This is a genomic window from Chroococcidiopsis sp. SAG 2025 (assembly GCF_032860985.1).
Classification (GTDB): Bacteria; Cyanobacteriota; Cyanobacteriia; order Cyanobacteriales; family Chroococcidiopsidaceae; genus Chroococcidiopsis.
Map to the genome: position 1 here is coordinate 3,731,440 of NZ_JAOCNC010000001.1, position 15,522 is coordinate 3,746,961.

The following is a 15,522-nucleotide window of genomic DNA, read 5'->3' on the forward strand; positions in this document are numbered from 1 at the left end:
AGGGGCAAGGCAGAAGTCAGAAGTCACTGACAACTGATAACCGATCGCTGCTTCCTGCTTCCTCAGCTCTCTTTTTCCCCCTCACTCCTCGCTCCTCTCATGTCTGACCCAACCCAAAACCTCATCCAAGCCGTAGATCGGGCAGATTCGCCAGAAAGCTTGGTGGCGGCGGTGCGCTCGCTGGCAGCAGCGAAAGATGAGGCAGGAATTGGAACTTTAATTGCCGTACTGGGTTATAACAACCCAGTTGCCGCAGTAGCAGCAGTAGAGGGACTAACGCAGTTGGGAGCAAAAGCAGTACAGCCGTTAATTGAAAAATTGGATGGCTATAACTACGGGGCAAGGGCTTATAGCATTCGCGCTATAGCCGCGATCGCCGATCCTCTTGCTTTAGAAGTGTTGACAACAGCAGCAGCGACAGACTTTGCTCCCAGCGTCCGCAGAGCGGCGGCTAAGGGTTTGGGTCAGATGCGTTGGCAAAATATTGCGACTCCAGCCGAACGCGCGGCAGGGCAGCAGCAAGCACTGGAAACCTTACTCTCAGTCTCTCAAGACTCCGACTGGTCAATTCGTTACGCGGCTGTGGTGGGCTTACAGGGTTTGTTACAAGTATCAGACCTGCAAGCAAAAATTCAGCCTCATTTAATTCAAATGATTGAGTCTGATTCCGATCCAGCAGTCCGCGCCCGCGCCCAACTAGCAATAAATGAAGTCGTAAGTCGTAAGTCGTAAGTCAGAAACCTCTTACCTCTTGCTTGACTCACCGATATCTAACAATTGTACGGGCGGATTTAATCGCAGAACTATTTAATTTAGTACAGCTATGCTCAAAAAATCCGCCCGTACGACAACTGATAACTGTTAACCGATCACTGAAAATGTCAATTCCATTACTTGAAGTCAAACCTTCCAGCCAAAATCAGCGGGTTGAGGGTTACGAAGTTCCTAGTGAAGACACGCCAATTGGCTACCGCTTAACAGAGACTTCCTCGGTATCAGATATCGATGAAATTATCTGGGCAGGTTATCGCCAAATTTTCAGCGAACACCTGATTATTGAAAGCTATCGCCAACCCTTCCTTGAATCTCAACTCCGCAACCGTGCCATTACCGTGCGAGATTTTATTCGCGGTTTGGGTAAGTCGGACGTCTACCGCGAGTTAGTCGGAGAAACCAATTCTAACTATCGTTTAGTGGATATCTCCTTTAAGCGATTTTTGGGACGGGCAACTTATAACCAAAAAGAGCAAATCGCCTGGTCGATTGTCATCGCTACCAAAGGCTTGAACGGCTTTATCGATGCAATCGTCGATAGCGAAGAGTACCGTGAAAACTTCGGCAATGATATCGTCCCCTACCAACGCCGCCGCTTTAAAGGTCGTCCCTTTAACTTGGTAAACCCTCGTTACAATGGCGACTGGCGCGATCGCGAAAACATCCGCAACTTAGAAGGTCGCGGCTACTACCGCGCCCGTAAGACTGGCGATGTTACTAAAGAATTGGTGCGTCAGGCAATTCCCTCTAACTTTATGACAATGGCTGGAGGAATTTTTACTCCAGAAGTCAACTACCAGCGATCGCGCGATCGGGTTCTCTCTCAAATCTCAACAATGGAGATCCCCGATACGACACGCAAAGACACATTGCCCCAAACTACGATCAAACCTACCAAAGTCGCTTTACCCTACGACTACATTCCCTCCGATCCTAGAAACTAACTAGGGTAATGGGTAATAGGTAATGGGTGACACAAATAATTACCAATTACCTATTACCAACTACCAACCACCAACTACCAATTCATCCTTTATGTCAATACCTCTACTCGAATACAAACCCAGTTCGCAAAATCAGCGGGTGGCTGGTTACGAAGTTCCAAGTGAAGATACTCCTTGGATTTATCGCTTGGAAGATTGTATCGACCCCAGCGATAATCAAGAATTGATTTGGGCTGCGTATCGCCAAGTTTTTAGCGAACACGAAATTCTCAAATTCTATCGCCAACAACAGCTAGAATCTCAACTGAAGAATCGCGCTATCACCGTGCGGGACTTTATTCGCGGTTTAGCTAAGTCAGAATCGTTCCGCCGCTTGGTGGTAGAAACAAACTCGAACTATCGACTCGTAGATATTGCCCTAAAGCGGTTGCTAGGACGTGCATCTTACAACAAAGACGAAGAAATTGCTTGGTCGATTAAAATTGCTACCCTCGGTTGGGGTGGTTTTGTCGATGCACTAATTGATAGCGAAGAGTACCAGCAGAATTTTGGCGATACTACCGTACCCTACCAGCGGCGACGGTTTAAAGACAGACCGTTTAACTTGGTAACACCACGTTACGCCGACTACTGGCGCGATAAAGAGGAAACCGAACGCTATAAATCTGGCGCGATTAGCAACTTCTTTGATATGGCGCGATCGCTCAATATTAGAACCGTAACACCCCAGCCAGTTAGCACGGATAATATTAGCATTCCTGATACGTCACGGAAGGAAAAATCAGCAACGCCAGTTTCCATCAATCCCTCAGCAAGTTTTCCCGTGCGGCTGTAATTTTGAAAGTTTAATAGTGGGAAAATCTGACAGCCACAGATTGACTTACTCACGAACCAACATTCTGCCTACCCTACGTGGGATAATAAGCTAGAAAGCTCTATAGATATAGGCTTTGCTTGTTTCAAAAACTTTCCAATTTAGGGAAGGCGATCGATAAATTCAAACTGAATTTATCTGTTTTCATTTTGTGCGATTAACCTAGACGGGAGAATCCCTCATGGCACTGCCGTTACTCGATTACAAACCAACTACGCAAAATCATAGAGTCCGCAGCTTCGGCATTGCGGATCAAAACGAAGACACTCCATACATCTATCGTGTGGAAGATGCTAATTCTCCAGCAGAGATTCAAGAGTTAATTTGGGCTGCTTACCGTCAGGTATTTAGCGAACACGAAACTCTTAGAATCAACCGCCAAATTCAACTAGAATCGCAGTTGAAGAATCGTGCAATTACCGTGCGCGACTTCATTCGCGGCTTAGCTAAGTCGGAAAGATTCTACGAAATGGTAGTTTCAGTTAATAATAACTACCGGCTTGTAGATATTTGCCTCAAGCGTTTCTTAGGTCGTTCTTCTTACAACAAAGAAGAACAAATTGCTTGGTCAATTGTCATCGGTACGAAAGGATTCTACGGTTTAGTAGATGCTTTGCTAGACAGCGACGAATACACCGATGCATTTGGAGATTACATCGTTCCTTTCCAGCGCAAACGGATGGAAGGTAGACCCTTCAATCTCGTTACCCCTCGTTACGGTGACGATTTCCGCGAAACTGCTGGTACAGTCAAAACAGACTGGCGCTTTACCCTGGATCAGTTCTACAGCCGCAAGTCTCAAGAACGACAACTACGGGAAGGCGATCCTCGCAAGTATGCTGATATGGCAGCATCGATTAATAACAAAGGTAATTACGCTCAGCGCGTTTCTGCCTTTGACCTTGACTATCTAAGTCTAGTACCATCCCGTGGTAGAAAATAGAGTTGATTAAATTTCAGCTTTATTTTTGATTGAATTCACTGGGTCTAGTTTCCACGCTGATTCAATTTATAACTAACGGTTTTGCTGTAAGTGATGAGTTGAGTCAAGTGGCGATTAGATCCAGTAATTTTTTGTCATCGATTTTTAGTCATCTATCATTGGTAAGATATTTTATAGTTAACTTGCATATTTGGGCGGGCAAAGATGCCCAATCCAGAAGATTCTGAATGGAGAACCATTTTACACTTGAAGAAAGAATTCAGTTTCTAATTAGTAAGTTGCGCAAGCAAGTCAAGCCAATACATAGAGATAGTGCTTTGCGATTATCGGCTGATGCCTTGGAACAAGTTGAAACGATCGCCGATATTGCTACTAAAGCATATTACTTAAACGAATTGGCGATCGCGTGTCTAGAAATAAAATTAGCAGATAAGTGTTTGGAAATTTTAAATCGCGCCTTAGAAGCTACTCAAGCAATTTTCGACAGATCTACAAAAATAACTGAATTTAGTAAAATAGGTAGTGGATATGTCAAGCTCGGTATAGAAGATGAAGGATTAAATCTATTAGATCGAGCTTTACAACTTGCCAAAACGTTAGAAGACGTTGACGCACGAGATCGTGCTTTATGCGATTTAATCTCTGCTTGTGAAGACATTGGATATAATACTTTAGCAATCGAAATTGCTAAGCTAGTAGAAGAAAAATAACCAGCTGGTGCGATCGCAAACGTAACAAACTTACCCTCGCAATATCTCTAGTTCTTCTCTTACAGAAAGCGGCTGATATCCCAAATCAAAAGCCTGAGAACTATCTAAAGAAACATCAGCAGGTCGAGGCGCAGCCATTTTAACATCTTGCTGACGACACGATTTTAACCCAGTTGCAGGAAGTTGAAATACCTCTACAAGTAACCGACCAAAATCATAACGCGATAACCGCTCTTTTCCACCTAAATGAATCATACCTTGAACCTGCTTCTCTAACACCATCAAAAGCCCCTTAGCTGTTGTCGTACCGCTAGCAGGTGTGCGAAATTCATCTGTAAATAATGCTAATTCTTTTCCATCTTGTAGAGTTTGCATAAAAGGCTGCATAAAACTAGTCGCAGTTGGCGTTGCCATGCCAAACATCAAAGGCATTCGACAAATTGTCGCTAGGGGATAGCGTGCTAAAATTCCCTCTTCAGCTTGAACTTTTTGTTCTCCATAAGCATTTACGGGAGATACCGGATCTGTTTCCCGATAAGGTGCGTTTAAACCATCAAAAACTAAGTCAGTAGAAGTAAAAATATAGGGGATGCCATAATCTGCACACAATCCAGCAATATTTAAAGAAGTCATCACATTGATCGTGTATGACTCTTCTGCATGAGTTTGGCAATAATTGGGACTTGACTGCGCCGCAGTATGGATTGCAGCTGAAGGTTGAATTTGTTGAAACAGATGCTTGAGTGCTTGAAAATCCCGCAAATCGATTTTAAGCATCGTTACGCCTGGAATTTCTATTTCATGGGAAAAGTACGTACTACATACATCCCATTGCTGTTTTGCCAACTGACATAAGTGCCAACCTAAAAAACCACTTGCGCCAGTAACTAAAAGTTTTTTCATGCGATCGCTTTATGATAACTAGCGGATATTACCCCTTTTTTCAGGGGGTTGGGGGATCGAAAATCTGCGCTACTCACGAAAAGAGCCGAATCGGTTGGATATTTCAGTAGGACGTTAAGCAATTTTATTGACTAGAACGACTATCTAAACATATAATTAGGGATTGTCTGTCTAATTCTGGCTCGGATCAGGTAGACCGAAAACAAAAGCTGAACTGTTCTCAAATCTGAGCAATCAGCTACCTGTACGGCACAATCATTATAATCTCATGACCTACGCAATTATTGAAACTGGTGGTAAGCAACTGAGGGTAGAACCAGGACGTTTTTATGATATCGAACTCCTGGCAACCGAACCTGACGCAACGGTGACTATTGAAAAAGTTTTGTTGGTACAGCACGAGGGCAATGTTACCGTCGGACAACCGTTAATTAACGGAGCAATCGTAGAAGGAACGGTGGTGCGCCACCTGCGGGGACGTAAAGTCTTGGTGTACAAGATGAAACCCAAGAAAAAGACGCGCAAAAAGCGGGGACATCGGCAAGAAATCACCAGACTGATGATTGACTCGATTAATCTCAATGGTTCCAAGCTGACAGCTCAAGCAGCAGCTACGACTGAGGCTTCAGCTAGTGAAACACCTGCTGAAACTACAGAGGAAACTGCATCAGAATAGAATGAGGACGCGATCGCTACATCCTTAAATCTTGGGTAGATCGCGCTTGGCTCGCAATAATGAAGTAGAGATAGAAAAAATAGCGCAGAGGACACAATGGCTCATAAGAAAGGAACAGGTAGTACTCGCAACGGTCGCGACTCTAATGCTCAACGGTTAGGTGTTAAGCGTTTCGGCGGTCAAGTCGTGCGAGCAGGTAACATTTTGGTACGGCAACGGGGAACGAAGTTTCACCCTGGTAACAATGTTGGCATTGGTAGCGATGATACGTTGTTTGCCCTGATTGATGGCGTGGTGACATTTGAGAGAAAGGGTAAAAGCCGCAAGAAGGTGAGCGTATATGCTCCTGCAACTGCGGCTGAACCTGTAGCAGCTACGGCGTAGAAATATTAGGGGCGAATCGAATTCGCTTATATAGCAAAGTCTGCCAAGGCGGACTAAGAGTTATTAAGGCTACTTGCTACGTGCGGTAGCCTTATTTCATAGCAGTGTATTCCAGTTCAATTGGTAAAAAAGCTGGGTCAAATCGATTCCAACGAACAAAAAGCCGTTTTGGATACCCTCACCGAGATGTTTGCAGAGTAAAAATGACTATCAATTGCTACCAGCAACTCGCCCAAGCGTTAGAAAAGGGAGCAGTCGTACTAGCAACCGCGATCGCCATTAAAGGGTCGGTTCCCAGAGAAGTAGGAGCCAAAATGATTATTTGTGCTGACGGTCGTACCTACAATACCATCGGTGGCGGTGCGGGGGAGGCAAAAGTCATTCGCCAAGCCATGACAGTACTGGAAACAGGCGAAAAGCAATTGGTAGAGATCGATCTGACTGGTGCAACACAACGGCAAACCCAAGGAATTTGCGGCGGAATCATGCAAATCTGGTTGGAAAGGTGGTCTGGTAAAGAGGCGATCGCCCTTGTCGATCGAATTATCAGTTTACTCCAATCGGGACAAACAGCTACTCTCGTCACTCCTTTTGCCCTTGACAAATTGCCATATTTATTATCAGAAAATACTTTAATTGCCATTGAAGAATCTTTTATTGAAACTCTACAACCGCCACCAACTTTATTAATCGTCGGGGCGGGACATGTAGGAGAACAATTAGCAAAAGTTGCTTATACAATTGGATTTCAAGTTATTATTCAAGACGATCGCCCAGAGTGGGCAAACCGAGAACGCTATCCCCAAGCAACCGCAATTTTTAACCAAGCGATCGCCTCAGTTGTGACACAATTAGCAACTCATACGCAACTTTATGCAGCACTGGTAACGCGGGGTTTTCAGTACGATTTAGCAGCTTTAAAAGTTTTGTTAGCTCGAAATCCTGCGTGTAAATATATCGGTACGATTGGGAGTGTAAAGCGGGTACGTCAAGTGATTCAAGCGCTAGAAACAGAGGGTATTCCTTCAAATAAATTGCGATCGCTCTATGCACCAATCGGTTTAGATATTGGAGCGCTGACACCAGAAGAAATTGCTGTAAGTATCTGCGCCGAATTAATTTTAGTGCGTCGGGGTGGTACGGGTCGCCCTTTGTCACAGCTAAGCTAAGCTTGGGCGAATATAATTCGCGTCTACACAAACCAAGTCCGCCTGCGCGGACTGACGGAAAGTTAATCTTTTTAACCTTTGCCTTGCGGGTTTTGTCGTGTAGCTGTGACTTGCAGTTATCTGATGCTAGATCTAGTACCTTTACTTCGATAGAAGATTAAGTTTCATGTAAAATTTGCCGTTTCTAATTGCTTCACCTGCCTTACCAGCCTGCTGAATACTCATTTCATTTTTAGAGTTCGCAATCAGATTAGCACGCAGCGGAAAAGGGCGATCGAGCTGCATCATCAATCGTCCATCACCTTTGGATTCAAGCGATTTTAGAGTTACAGTAGCTCCATTTGGTATCCCTGGTAAAGTTAATTTTTGTGGGTTAGCGTGCTGCTCAAACCACATATTTAAAGTTGCTATATTATCTTTTAGATTGACTAACTCATATGTTATTGTTTGCTTAACGCTCATTCCCAAAAGAGAAGGTTTAGTTGTAACGCGCCATTTGGCTCCGATACCAATAGCTTGTTGAGGTAAAGGTGAAGACATTTGGTCGAAAGAAGTTGACATCTGCTCTGAGAATTGTTTTAAGTTTGCATCTGACTTCTGAGGTGACGCAAATTTAGCAGTTTGAATTTGTCCGCGGTTATCAATTATGAAAGATCCGCTCGTGCCAACCATCTTTTTCATTTGCGATCGCATTGCTTCCAATACCTGCGGTGGCAAGCTGCTAGAATTCATCACATCCACATTAGAGTAAGACGATTTGAAGTGAACGTTACCGTTAGGTTCGACTTTTGTTACTACTGTATCTATAGCAACTGTTATCGGTGGTAGATCGACTTTCGGCATTGTTTGACCTGCCATAGATACATCAGTATCCATTTGTAGGGTCATAGTAGCTGTCTGTTTTGCATTTACTTGAGGACGAAAGCGTAGTTCTTGCCGTGGTTCATTTCCTGCTTCTAACAGTTCGACTTGAGACTGTGCTGTAGCAGATGCGATTTGAGTTTTTGCTTGTTGTTTAACTAGGGATGGTGTTTCTGCATTTACCGTTAATCCCGAAGCAGTAACTAGACAACAAATAGAGCTGTACAATAATAGTTTTTTCATATGTTTTTGGGTAATTGGTAATTGGTAATTGGCGGTCGGGTGTCACGCACTACGCACCAATCTCTACAAAAACATATGCTTCATGAAGATGTATTTCCAACAGTGAAAATACAGATTTAAATATCTGGTATTCTCACTGAAGCAAATTTAGCGCGATCGTACGGATTATCTAAATAATTACCGTTCGCGTGTCTATGGTTTTATATTTATGAAAAAGAACTCTCTTACTTGGTTTCCCGCTACAGGTGCTTGGATGAGTGCCATTCTGCTAACACTGCTGATGGGAGTTGTTACACTAATTATTAAACAAACTAGCATTCCCTTTATTCGATTTATTGGCGAACATTTATCTACTAAGATGAGTTGGTGTTTATCAGTTTTATCTTTGCTCGCACCAATTCTAATTATTACCTTCATCCATCATTGGCTTCACCTCATATTAGACCACTTTTTCCCAGATACTCAATCTGCTACAACCGAGGACAGTGATAGCTTTTTTCCTGGGATAATGAGTTGGTGGGAAGGGCTATTTGCTTGGTTAGCGATCGCAGTATCTACAATCTTGACTATAGCAATTATTATTGCAATATGTCCCTACGATTCTTCGGAAAATTCTGTAATTAAATACTTATTAATGTTGTTTGCTTGGGACGATCCAAAACATTTATTTTCAACACCAGTTATCGGGCGGACTATTATCGCCGCATACCTATATCATTTTGAATATCTCGTTCGCCGTCACGTCCAGGCTGAAGTTACCTCCAGCCGTTGGTAATGCTATTGGTCTAATTTCCAATTAACTCTACCGCATCTCTGCCATCCAAATCTTGCAAATATACCTTGACTTGTTCGTCTTTTGCCGTAGGTAGCTGTTTGCCGATAAAATCTGGATGAATTGGCAATTCTCGATGACCCCGATCTACAAGTACCGCTAACCAAATCGATTCTGGTCTACCATACTCGTTTACAGCATTGAGGGCGGCGCGGATTGTCCGCCCTTTGTAAATGACATCATCTACTAATAAAACGATTTTGCCAGTTAGATCTAGCGGAATGTCACTCTTAGCTGGTGTCCGCACCCCGATTTTGTCTAAATCGTCCCGATAGAAAGTAATATCTAACGCCCCCACATGAACAGAAACACCTTCTAGCATTTCGATTTGACTAGCTAAGATTTGCGCCAAAGGAACGCCTTTAGTATGAATGCCTAAAATAACCAAATGGGAAAGGTCGCGACATCTTTCTACAATTTGAGAAGCAAGGCGGTTAACTGTTCGCCGGAGTTCATCGGCTGAGAGGATTTCAACGATTTTTTGGGGCATATGTGGGGAGATGGGAGTGGGAGAGTGGGAGTCGTAGGGGCGGGTTTTGGCAGGATATCCCTGAAACAACCCAGAATTGTGTAGATAAACCCGCCCGTACGGGAGTCGGGAGTCGTAGGGGCTGGTTTTGACAGGATATCCTTGAAACAATCCAGAATTGTGCAGATAAACCCGCCCGTACCGGGAGTAGTGAAAATACCAATTACCACTGATAACTGGTCACTGGTCACTGTTACTTCGGTACTCCTGCGGTTAAGATTTCGTGTCCGGTTTCGGTGACGAGGACATCATCTTCAATCCGAATGCCGATTTCTTCCCAACGCGGATCGATCGCGGGTTGTCCTTCGGCAGGTTGAGTCTGCGGTACGATGTAAAGTCCTGGTTCTACTGTCAGTACTTGTCCTGGTTGTAAAATTTGGGGGGAGTCACCATGTTGATAAACGCCAACATCGTGAACGTCCAATCCCAGCCAATGTCCGGTACGGTGCATGTAGAAGGGTTTGTATTTTTCTTCTTTAATTAAGTCGTCAATTTGTCCTTGCAGGATGCCGAGTTCGACTAGACCTTCAGTGAGGACGCGGACGGCGGTATCGTGGAAGGCGCTGTAGGGGTTGCCTGGTTTAACTTGGGCGATCGCTTGTTTTTGCGCTTCTAGTACAATGTCGTACAACGCTTTCTGTTCGCCTGTAAACTTGCCATTTACAGGAAAAGTACGAGTAATATCAGAGTTGTAATAACCGTAGGCGCAGGCTGCATCAATTAACAGTAAGTCGCCATCTTGCATCTGGCGCGTATTTTCGATGTAGTGCAGGATGCAAGCGTTTTCTCCCGAAGCCACAATTGAAGGATAAGCTACACCCGTCCCACCCCGCAAGCGAAAGATGCGTTCCATTTCCGCTTGAATTTCATACTCGTAACGTCCTGGGCTGGCGATTTCTTGGGCGTAATTGTGTGCCTCAACAGAAATAGCAGCAGCTTGCCGCATTAATTCTAATTCTGCTTGACTTTTTACCAGTCTCATGCTGTGCAAAATTACGCCAGCATCTTCAATGGCGATTGGTCCCGTACCGCGTTTAGGATAAGTTGCCATGAGGCGCTGCCAGTGGTACAAGACTTTTTCGTTAAAATTGCGATCGCGTCCCAGACGATAATAGATTTTGTCTGCTTTCTCTAAATACTGCGGCAGCTTTTCATCAAGTTCGGCAATCGGATAAGCTTCGTCTGCCCCATAGATTTCTTTTGCCCCTTCTACGCCGCAACGATAGCCCGTCCAGACTTCTTTTTCTCTCTCTTTAGGACGGACAAATAAAATAAATCTGTGTTCGGCATGGTGGGGTGCTAAGACAGCCACGGCTTCCGGTTCGTCAAACCCTGTCAAATAAAAGAAGTCGCTATCTTGGCGAAAGTTATATTCTACATCGTTGTGCATGACTGCCATTGGCGCACTGCGAAAAATTGCCGTGCCGTTGCCAATTTTAGCCATCAACTGTTCGCGACGCTGGCTGTACTCTGCTTGCATAGCTGCTCGATCTGTATGCTTTTATCAGTATTGTAGATGGAACAGCTATTTTCAGTTATCAGGGAGCAGGGAGCAGGGACTTCTGACTTCTGTACGGGCGGGTTTACCAATTGTCTTCGACTCTGACCGGAATTTCTGGTGAACCCGCCCCGACAATTTTTGACTTTTAACTTTTGACTTTTGACTTACTAGCCAGCATATCCCTGAATGTTTTCTGGTTCAAACGATCGCAGTATCCGTGTTGCCTGTCGGGTTAGTTCTTCTGTACCTTCTATGACAATTAGATACTTGCCTGCGTTCAGGCGGTTGCGATAGGGTAATGCGTCGCCACTACCTACAGATAAACCTACGCCACCACCAACGAAATATGCGCCTAATCCACCGGAAACTGCGCCTAAGACACCTGCGATTAGATGGTTGCCGATCGCGCCTAATGCAGGGATAATTTCAATACCTGTGAGTAAGTTGAAGAGATAGCCTGCGGCAAAGCCAAAGGGTACGAGCCAGGTTACTAGTCTACTTGCTCCTTTACGGGCTTGTTCGTTGGGGTTGATGAAACCGAATTCGTCTGCACTTTTATAGCCTTGACCGAGGATGTTAATTTGCTCTTTGGGTAGTCCTTCTTTTTCAAGTGCTGTATAAGCTGCTTCTGCTTGAATGCGGTTTGGTAAGACTGCTACTAGATAATTCATGGTTCTTAAGAAAATGTCACGCAAAGGCGCTAAGGCGCTAAGGGTTGCCTTAGATTTTTGTAGGGATTGGGAAGGTTTTTAAGAAAGAATGTGTTAGTGGAAGTCAATAATAGGTTGGAGAAGTAGCATAATTGTACCTACAATTACAAAGGACAGAGTTGTCCAAAAAAAGATTTTCATAGCGTTTTCCTAAATTATTTAGATATTATCTAGCTGAACAAATATAAATAGAAATGACATCTTTCTATAGAGCCACTTACGAAATGTATGTGTCAGACTTTAGATAGAAGCGATCGCGGGCTGACAATCTACTGGAAAGTTAACGGAGTTTGCAATAAAACACTTTTCGTGTGCTGTGTGATGTAGGGCAATGGCTTGTTCGCGATCGCTTGCTGTGTTGATAGTTATGCTTGGTTTCAGTGTAACTTCTGTAAAGCGTCCGCTACCATTATCGGTTTCCATCATCGTACCAGTAGGGTTATCGACATAACTAATAACAATAATCCCAGCTTCGGCACATAAATGCAAATACCAAAGCATATGACAGGTAGAGAGTGATGCTACTAGTAATTCTTCTGGATTATATCGGGTAGAGTCACCGCGAAAAGCTGGGTCTGATGAGGCTAAAATTGTTGGCTTTCCAGCTACAGAAATCTCGTGATTGCGTGTATATGTTTTGTAATGACTCGTTCCTTGTCCTAGATTTCCAGTCCATTCAACTTTGACAGTATAAGTATGTGTTTTGGGTTTCATTTTGTGAATAACCCTTCGTAGAAGATAATAAAAAAGATGCGAAATTTCGCATCCTACAAGAAATTTAACTTAGCATAACTTTCAGCGATCGCTACACTAGTACTGATAAATCTTTGGCAATCTATCGATTATTATTAGGCGTTTGAACTTTGCGATTTTGGCTGCGTTCTAGCATTTGACGCGCATCAGGACTGGGATTATAGTTATATCCCATAGATGACGATCGCTCTGAATCGTCGATAATTTGAGGAGTCAACAATACGATGACTTCTTGACGCTGATTTATTTTGTTTGTGCTTCTAAACAATGCGCCAAGAATCGGAATATCTCCTAGAATGGGAACCTTATCGACGCTGGTTCGGTCTGACTCTTGAATGATACCTGATAGGATTAAAGTTTGATTATCTCGGAGGCGAATTAGCCCAGAAGTCAGCGATCGCTCGTTAATTAAAGCAATCAAATTACCAGTTGTATCTCTATATTGATCTTGTACTGCTCTGACTGTAGGGGCTACAGATAGGGCAACAAAACCATTGTCATCAACCCGTTCAATCTTAATCCCAACAGTCAAACCCACTCGCTCTTTTTGAATCGTCGTGGTATCTTGACCGAGACCACCCGTACCTTGAGTAATAGTTCTAGTAATGTTACCCACGACTTCTTGTGTCAGATTGACGGCAGCCTGCTGTCCCTCTTGAACGATCAGGGTAGGATCGGTTAAAACTTTAGCATTGCCACTTGTGACTTGAGCTTGCAAACGAGATAGAAATTGTCTGGCAAACCCCGGAGGATTTTCTCCTGGAAGACCTCTCACAGCTAGCGGGCTTCTCGTACCAAAGTTGATAATTCCAGCACCCTGAGCGTTTTGTAAGAAAGTATCACCCAGCCCAAACGAAAAGCTGGTATTAATGTCCTCAGTTGCTAAGAGGTTAATATCAGCAATCTTGACGTTAATTGCAACCTGACGACGGCGAGAGTCGAGTTGGATTAGTTGAGCGCTAGCAACCTGAACTTGCTTGGGAGAACCAATCAGTGTAACGGAGTTCGTCCGCTCGTCACCGACGACTTCTAATCCCCGTAGTAGGGGTGTAGAGTCTTGAAAGTCGATCCGTTGGGTTTCAATCCGCGTCTCTGTACTCGTTTGGGTTTGTGTTGCGGGAGCTTGTCCACCACCTACAGGTACGGCTTGAACGCTGGTGATCGTGCGTTCGCGGCTGACGGCACTTTCTGCACCCATCGCGACTAAAAAGTTAAGTGCTACGCCTACCGTGACCTGATTTAGCCTGTAGCTGCGCGTGACTAAATTACGAGCATCGTTGGGCAGTCTGGGACCGACAAAAATCGTGCGTCCTTCCCGATTGGCTTGCAAGCCTGTAATCCGCAGTACGTGATTGAAAACATCTTGTACGGACTCGTCTTGAATATCTAGAGTGACTTTGGGTCCCTCAGCTCCCCCCGCTCCAGGCGCAGTCGGAGCTGGTTGACCTTGTTGCCCTTGAGGTGTGGCTGTCGTGTAAGCTAAGTTGAGACCAGCAGCACGGGCGAGTAAGGAGAGGACTTCGCGCACGGGAGCATCCCGCAAGACTAGACGCGGTACTCGTTCTCGGCTGCCAAGATCGATCAGAGCCGGAGAAGAATCGGTGTTGGAAATTGCAATATCTCCCACGGGTGGGGCAACTGCTCTAGGCAAGAATGGCGGTTGGGCTTGATTCCCGCGCATTGCAGAGGGTGGTACTGGCTTTCCGTCAACTGTAATTTCTGGATTGGGAAAAAGGGGTTTTTGAACTGTTACCGATTGCCCTGGTTTAAATGTCGTACCAGTTGTTGGAGCGGGTTTTGCTTGGGCAATTCTTTCTGGTGTAGATGCTCCTGATGTCGATTTTTCTGGCGTAGAGCTAACGCTAAACGTTACATCTTGACCGTTACGTTGCATTTGACCGCTAGGAGCATTGGTAGTACCAGTGACCATCAGCCGGATGCTACTAGAGTCAAGTCTGGTAACAATGACTGAATCAATACCTGGTGCTGGCTTGGTTTGACGGAAATCTTGTCCTTCGGGTAAATTCAACTGAGCGTTACTAATATCTGCAACTAGAGTATTACCCTGCTGGCTGGTTAAGACTTGGGGGCGAGCCGCCGTGGAAGTCTGCAAAACCACATTTAAGCCGTTATTTGTTGGATCTAGCTTGACTCCTGTTACCTTTGCAGGTTTTGCCCATACTGGCGGCGCTGCAACGAGTGCGACTGCTACCCCGATAAATAGTATGTTACTACCTTGAAGCTGTTTCACAGTTCTGTTTCTACTTTGAGTAAAGTTTAGGTATTCTACGCGCATTGCAGGCGATCGCCCTAAATTTGAAAGCTAATAAACGCAAATTCGCCTGACAATTTACAGAAATAGAATGAGTTATAACAGTTATCAGTTATCAGTTATCGATTTCATTCCTTGGATGAAAGAACTATTGTTTAAGAACTGGAAAGCGCTTTTGTAAGATAAATTCCTCACTATGCACTTGATAACTGTTTGCTGAATTAAGGAGATAATTTCACCTGAAAAACTCCACAAGCAAGCTAACTTTATTTCGGCATTTTTCCCAAGCGAAATTTTACTTATAAATCTTTGACTTCATCTTGGTATTATCTCTAATCTCAGTAAATGTACGGTAATTTTGTTACATAATGATATCTACAAAATTAGATAATTAGACTGCGATCAACCCCATATTTTATATCCAATTTCCTAGAGCGATCGCAA

General features: G+C 44.2%; 16 protein-coding genes. 9 read left to right on the forward strand and 7 right to left on the reverse strand.

The window, feature by feature from the left end; genetic code table 11:
• Nucleotides 1-99 precede the first annotated feature (99 nt).
• The 5 genes from N4J56_RS18140 to N4J56_RS18160 all read left to right on the forward strand — a co-directional run bounded on the left by N4J56_RS18140 (nucleotide 100) and on the right by N4J56_RS18160 (nucleotide 4,245).
• Complete coding sequence (locus N4J56_RS18140; RefSeq protein ID WP_317107707.1) at nucleotides 100-732, forward strand: HEAT repeat domain-containing protein; 633 nt, start codon at nucleotides 100-102, stop codon at nucleotides 730-732.
• Nucleotides 733-878: 146 nt separating this feature from the next.
• Nucleotides 879-1,718: a phycobilisome rod-core linker polypeptide gene (locus tag N4J56_RS18145; protein WP_317107708.1), complete on the forward strand. Its 840-nt coding sequence runs from the start codon at nucleotides 879-881 to the stop codon at nucleotides 1,716-1,718.
• A gap of 91 nt (nucleotides 1,719-1,809) precedes the next feature.
• Nucleotides 1,810-2,553 (forward strand): phycobilisome rod-core linker polypeptide, encoded by a 744-nt coding sequence (locus tag N4J56_RS18150; RefSeq protein WP_410500531.1) that lies wholly within the window; start codon nucleotides 1,810-1,812, stop codon nucleotides 2,551-2,553.
• A gap of 220 nt (nucleotides 2,554-2,773) precedes the next feature.
• Complete coding sequence (locus tag N4J56_RS18155; protein WP_317107710.1) at nucleotides 2,774-3,535, forward strand: phycobilisome rod-core linker polypeptide; 762 nt, start codon at nucleotides 2,774-2,776, stop codon at nucleotides 3,533-3,535.
• A 227-nt stretch (nucleotides 3,536-3,762) separates the two neighbouring features.
• On the forward strand, nucleotides 3,763-4,245 hold the full coding sequence (locus N4J56_RS18160) for a hypothetical protein (RefSeq protein ID WP_317107711.1): 483 nt from the start codon (nucleotides 3,763-3,765) through the stop codon (nucleotides 4,243-4,245).
• 30 nt (nucleotides 4,246-4,275) lie between these two features.
• Here the strand turns inward: N4J56_RS18160 and N4J56_RS18165 are convergent, their stop codons facing one another.
• Entirely contained in the window at nucleotides 4,276-5,148 is an 873-nt protein-coding gene (locus tag N4J56_RS18165) for an NAD(P)-dependent oxidoreductase (protein ID WP_317107712.1), read from the reverse strand.
• A gap of 268 nt (nucleotides 5,149-5,416) precedes the next feature.
• Between N4J56_RS18165 and rplU the strand changes: the two genes are divergently transcribed.
• From rplU to N4J56_RS18180, 3 genes are all read left to right on the forward strand, one after another.
• Nucleotides 5,417-5,824, forward strand: a complete 408-nt coding sequence (gene rplU / locus N4J56_RS18170; protein WP_317107713.1) for a 50S ribosomal protein L21 — start codon at nucleotides 5,417-5,419, stop codon at nucleotides 5,822-5,824.
• 96 nt (nucleotides 5,825-5,920) lie between these two features.
• Nucleotides 5,921-6,208, forward strand: coding sequence for a 50S ribosomal protein L27 (gene rpmA, locus N4J56_RS18175; protein ID WP_317107714.1), 288 nt, complete (start codon nucleotides 5,921-5,923; stop codon nucleotides 6,206-6,208).
• 203 nt (nucleotides 6,209-6,411) lie between these two features.
• On the forward strand, nucleotides 6,412-7,377 hold the full coding sequence (locus N4J56_RS18180; protein ID WP_317107715.1) for an XdhC/CoxI family protein: 966 nt from the start codon (nucleotides 6,412-6,414) through the stop codon (nucleotides 7,375-7,377).
• A gap of 141 nt (nucleotides 7,378-7,518) precedes the next feature.
• Here N4J56_RS18180 and N4J56_RS18185 read toward each other — a convergent pair whose 3' ends face one another.
• Nucleotides 7,519-8,481, reverse strand: a complete 963-nt coding sequence (locus tag N4J56_RS18185) for a DUF6263 family protein (protein ID WP_317107716.1) — start codon at nucleotides 8,479-8,481, stop codon at nucleotides 7,519-7,521.
• 208 nt (nucleotides 8,482-8,689) lie between these two features.
• Here N4J56_RS18185 and N4J56_RS18190 point away from each other — a divergent pair, with 208 nt between their 5' ends.
• Complete coding sequence (locus N4J56_RS18190) at nucleotides 8,690-9,256, forward strand: hypothetical protein (protein ID WP_317107717.1); 567 nt, start codon at nucleotides 8,690-8,692, stop codon at nucleotides 9,254-9,256.
• Nucleotides 9,257-9,266: 10 nt separating this feature from the next.
• On the opposite strand, the gene pyrR is transcribed toward N4J56_RS18190, so the two are convergent.
• From pyrR to N4J56_RS18215, 5 genes are all read right to left on the reverse strand, one after another.
• Nucleotides 9,267-9,803 carry a bifunctional pyr operon transcriptional regulator/uracil phosphoribosyltransferase PyrR gene (gene pyrR / locus N4J56_RS18195; RefSeq protein ID WP_410500532.1) on the reverse strand — a complete coding sequence of 179 codons (537 nt, stop codon included), beginning with the start codon at nucleotides 9,801-9,803 and terminating at the stop codon, nucleotides 9,267-9,269.
• 232 nt (nucleotides 9,804-10,035) lie between these two features.
• The gene (locus tag N4J56_RS18200; RefSeq protein WP_317107719.1) at nucleotides 10,036-11,322 is read right to left on the reverse strand and encodes an aminopeptidase P N-terminal domain-containing protein; all 1,287 of its coding nucleotides are present in this window, start codon (nucleotides 11,320-11,322) and stop codon (nucleotides 10,036-10,038) included.
• Between the two features lie 188 nt (nucleotides 11,323-11,510).
• Nucleotides 11,511-12,014: a hypothetical protein gene (locus N4J56_RS18205; RefSeq protein ID WP_317107720.1), complete on the reverse strand. Its 504-nt coding sequence runs from the start codon at nucleotides 12,012-12,014 to the stop codon at nucleotides 11,511-11,513.
• A 279-nt stretch (nucleotides 12,015-12,293) separates the two neighbouring features.
• Nucleotides 12,294-12,767 carry an OsmC family protein gene (locus N4J56_RS18210; RefSeq protein WP_317107721.1) on the reverse strand — a complete coding sequence of 158 codons (474 nt, stop codon included), beginning with the start codon at nucleotides 12,765-12,767 and terminating at the stop codon, nucleotides 12,294-12,296.
• 121 nt (nucleotides 12,768-12,888) lie between these two features.
• On the reverse strand, nucleotides 12,889-15,102 hold the full coding sequence (locus N4J56_RS18215) for an AMIN domain-containing protein (protein ID WP_410500352.1): 2,214 nt from the start codon (nucleotides 15,100-15,102) through the stop codon (nucleotides 12,889-12,891).
• Nucleotides 15,103-15,522 lie beyond the last annotated feature (420 nt).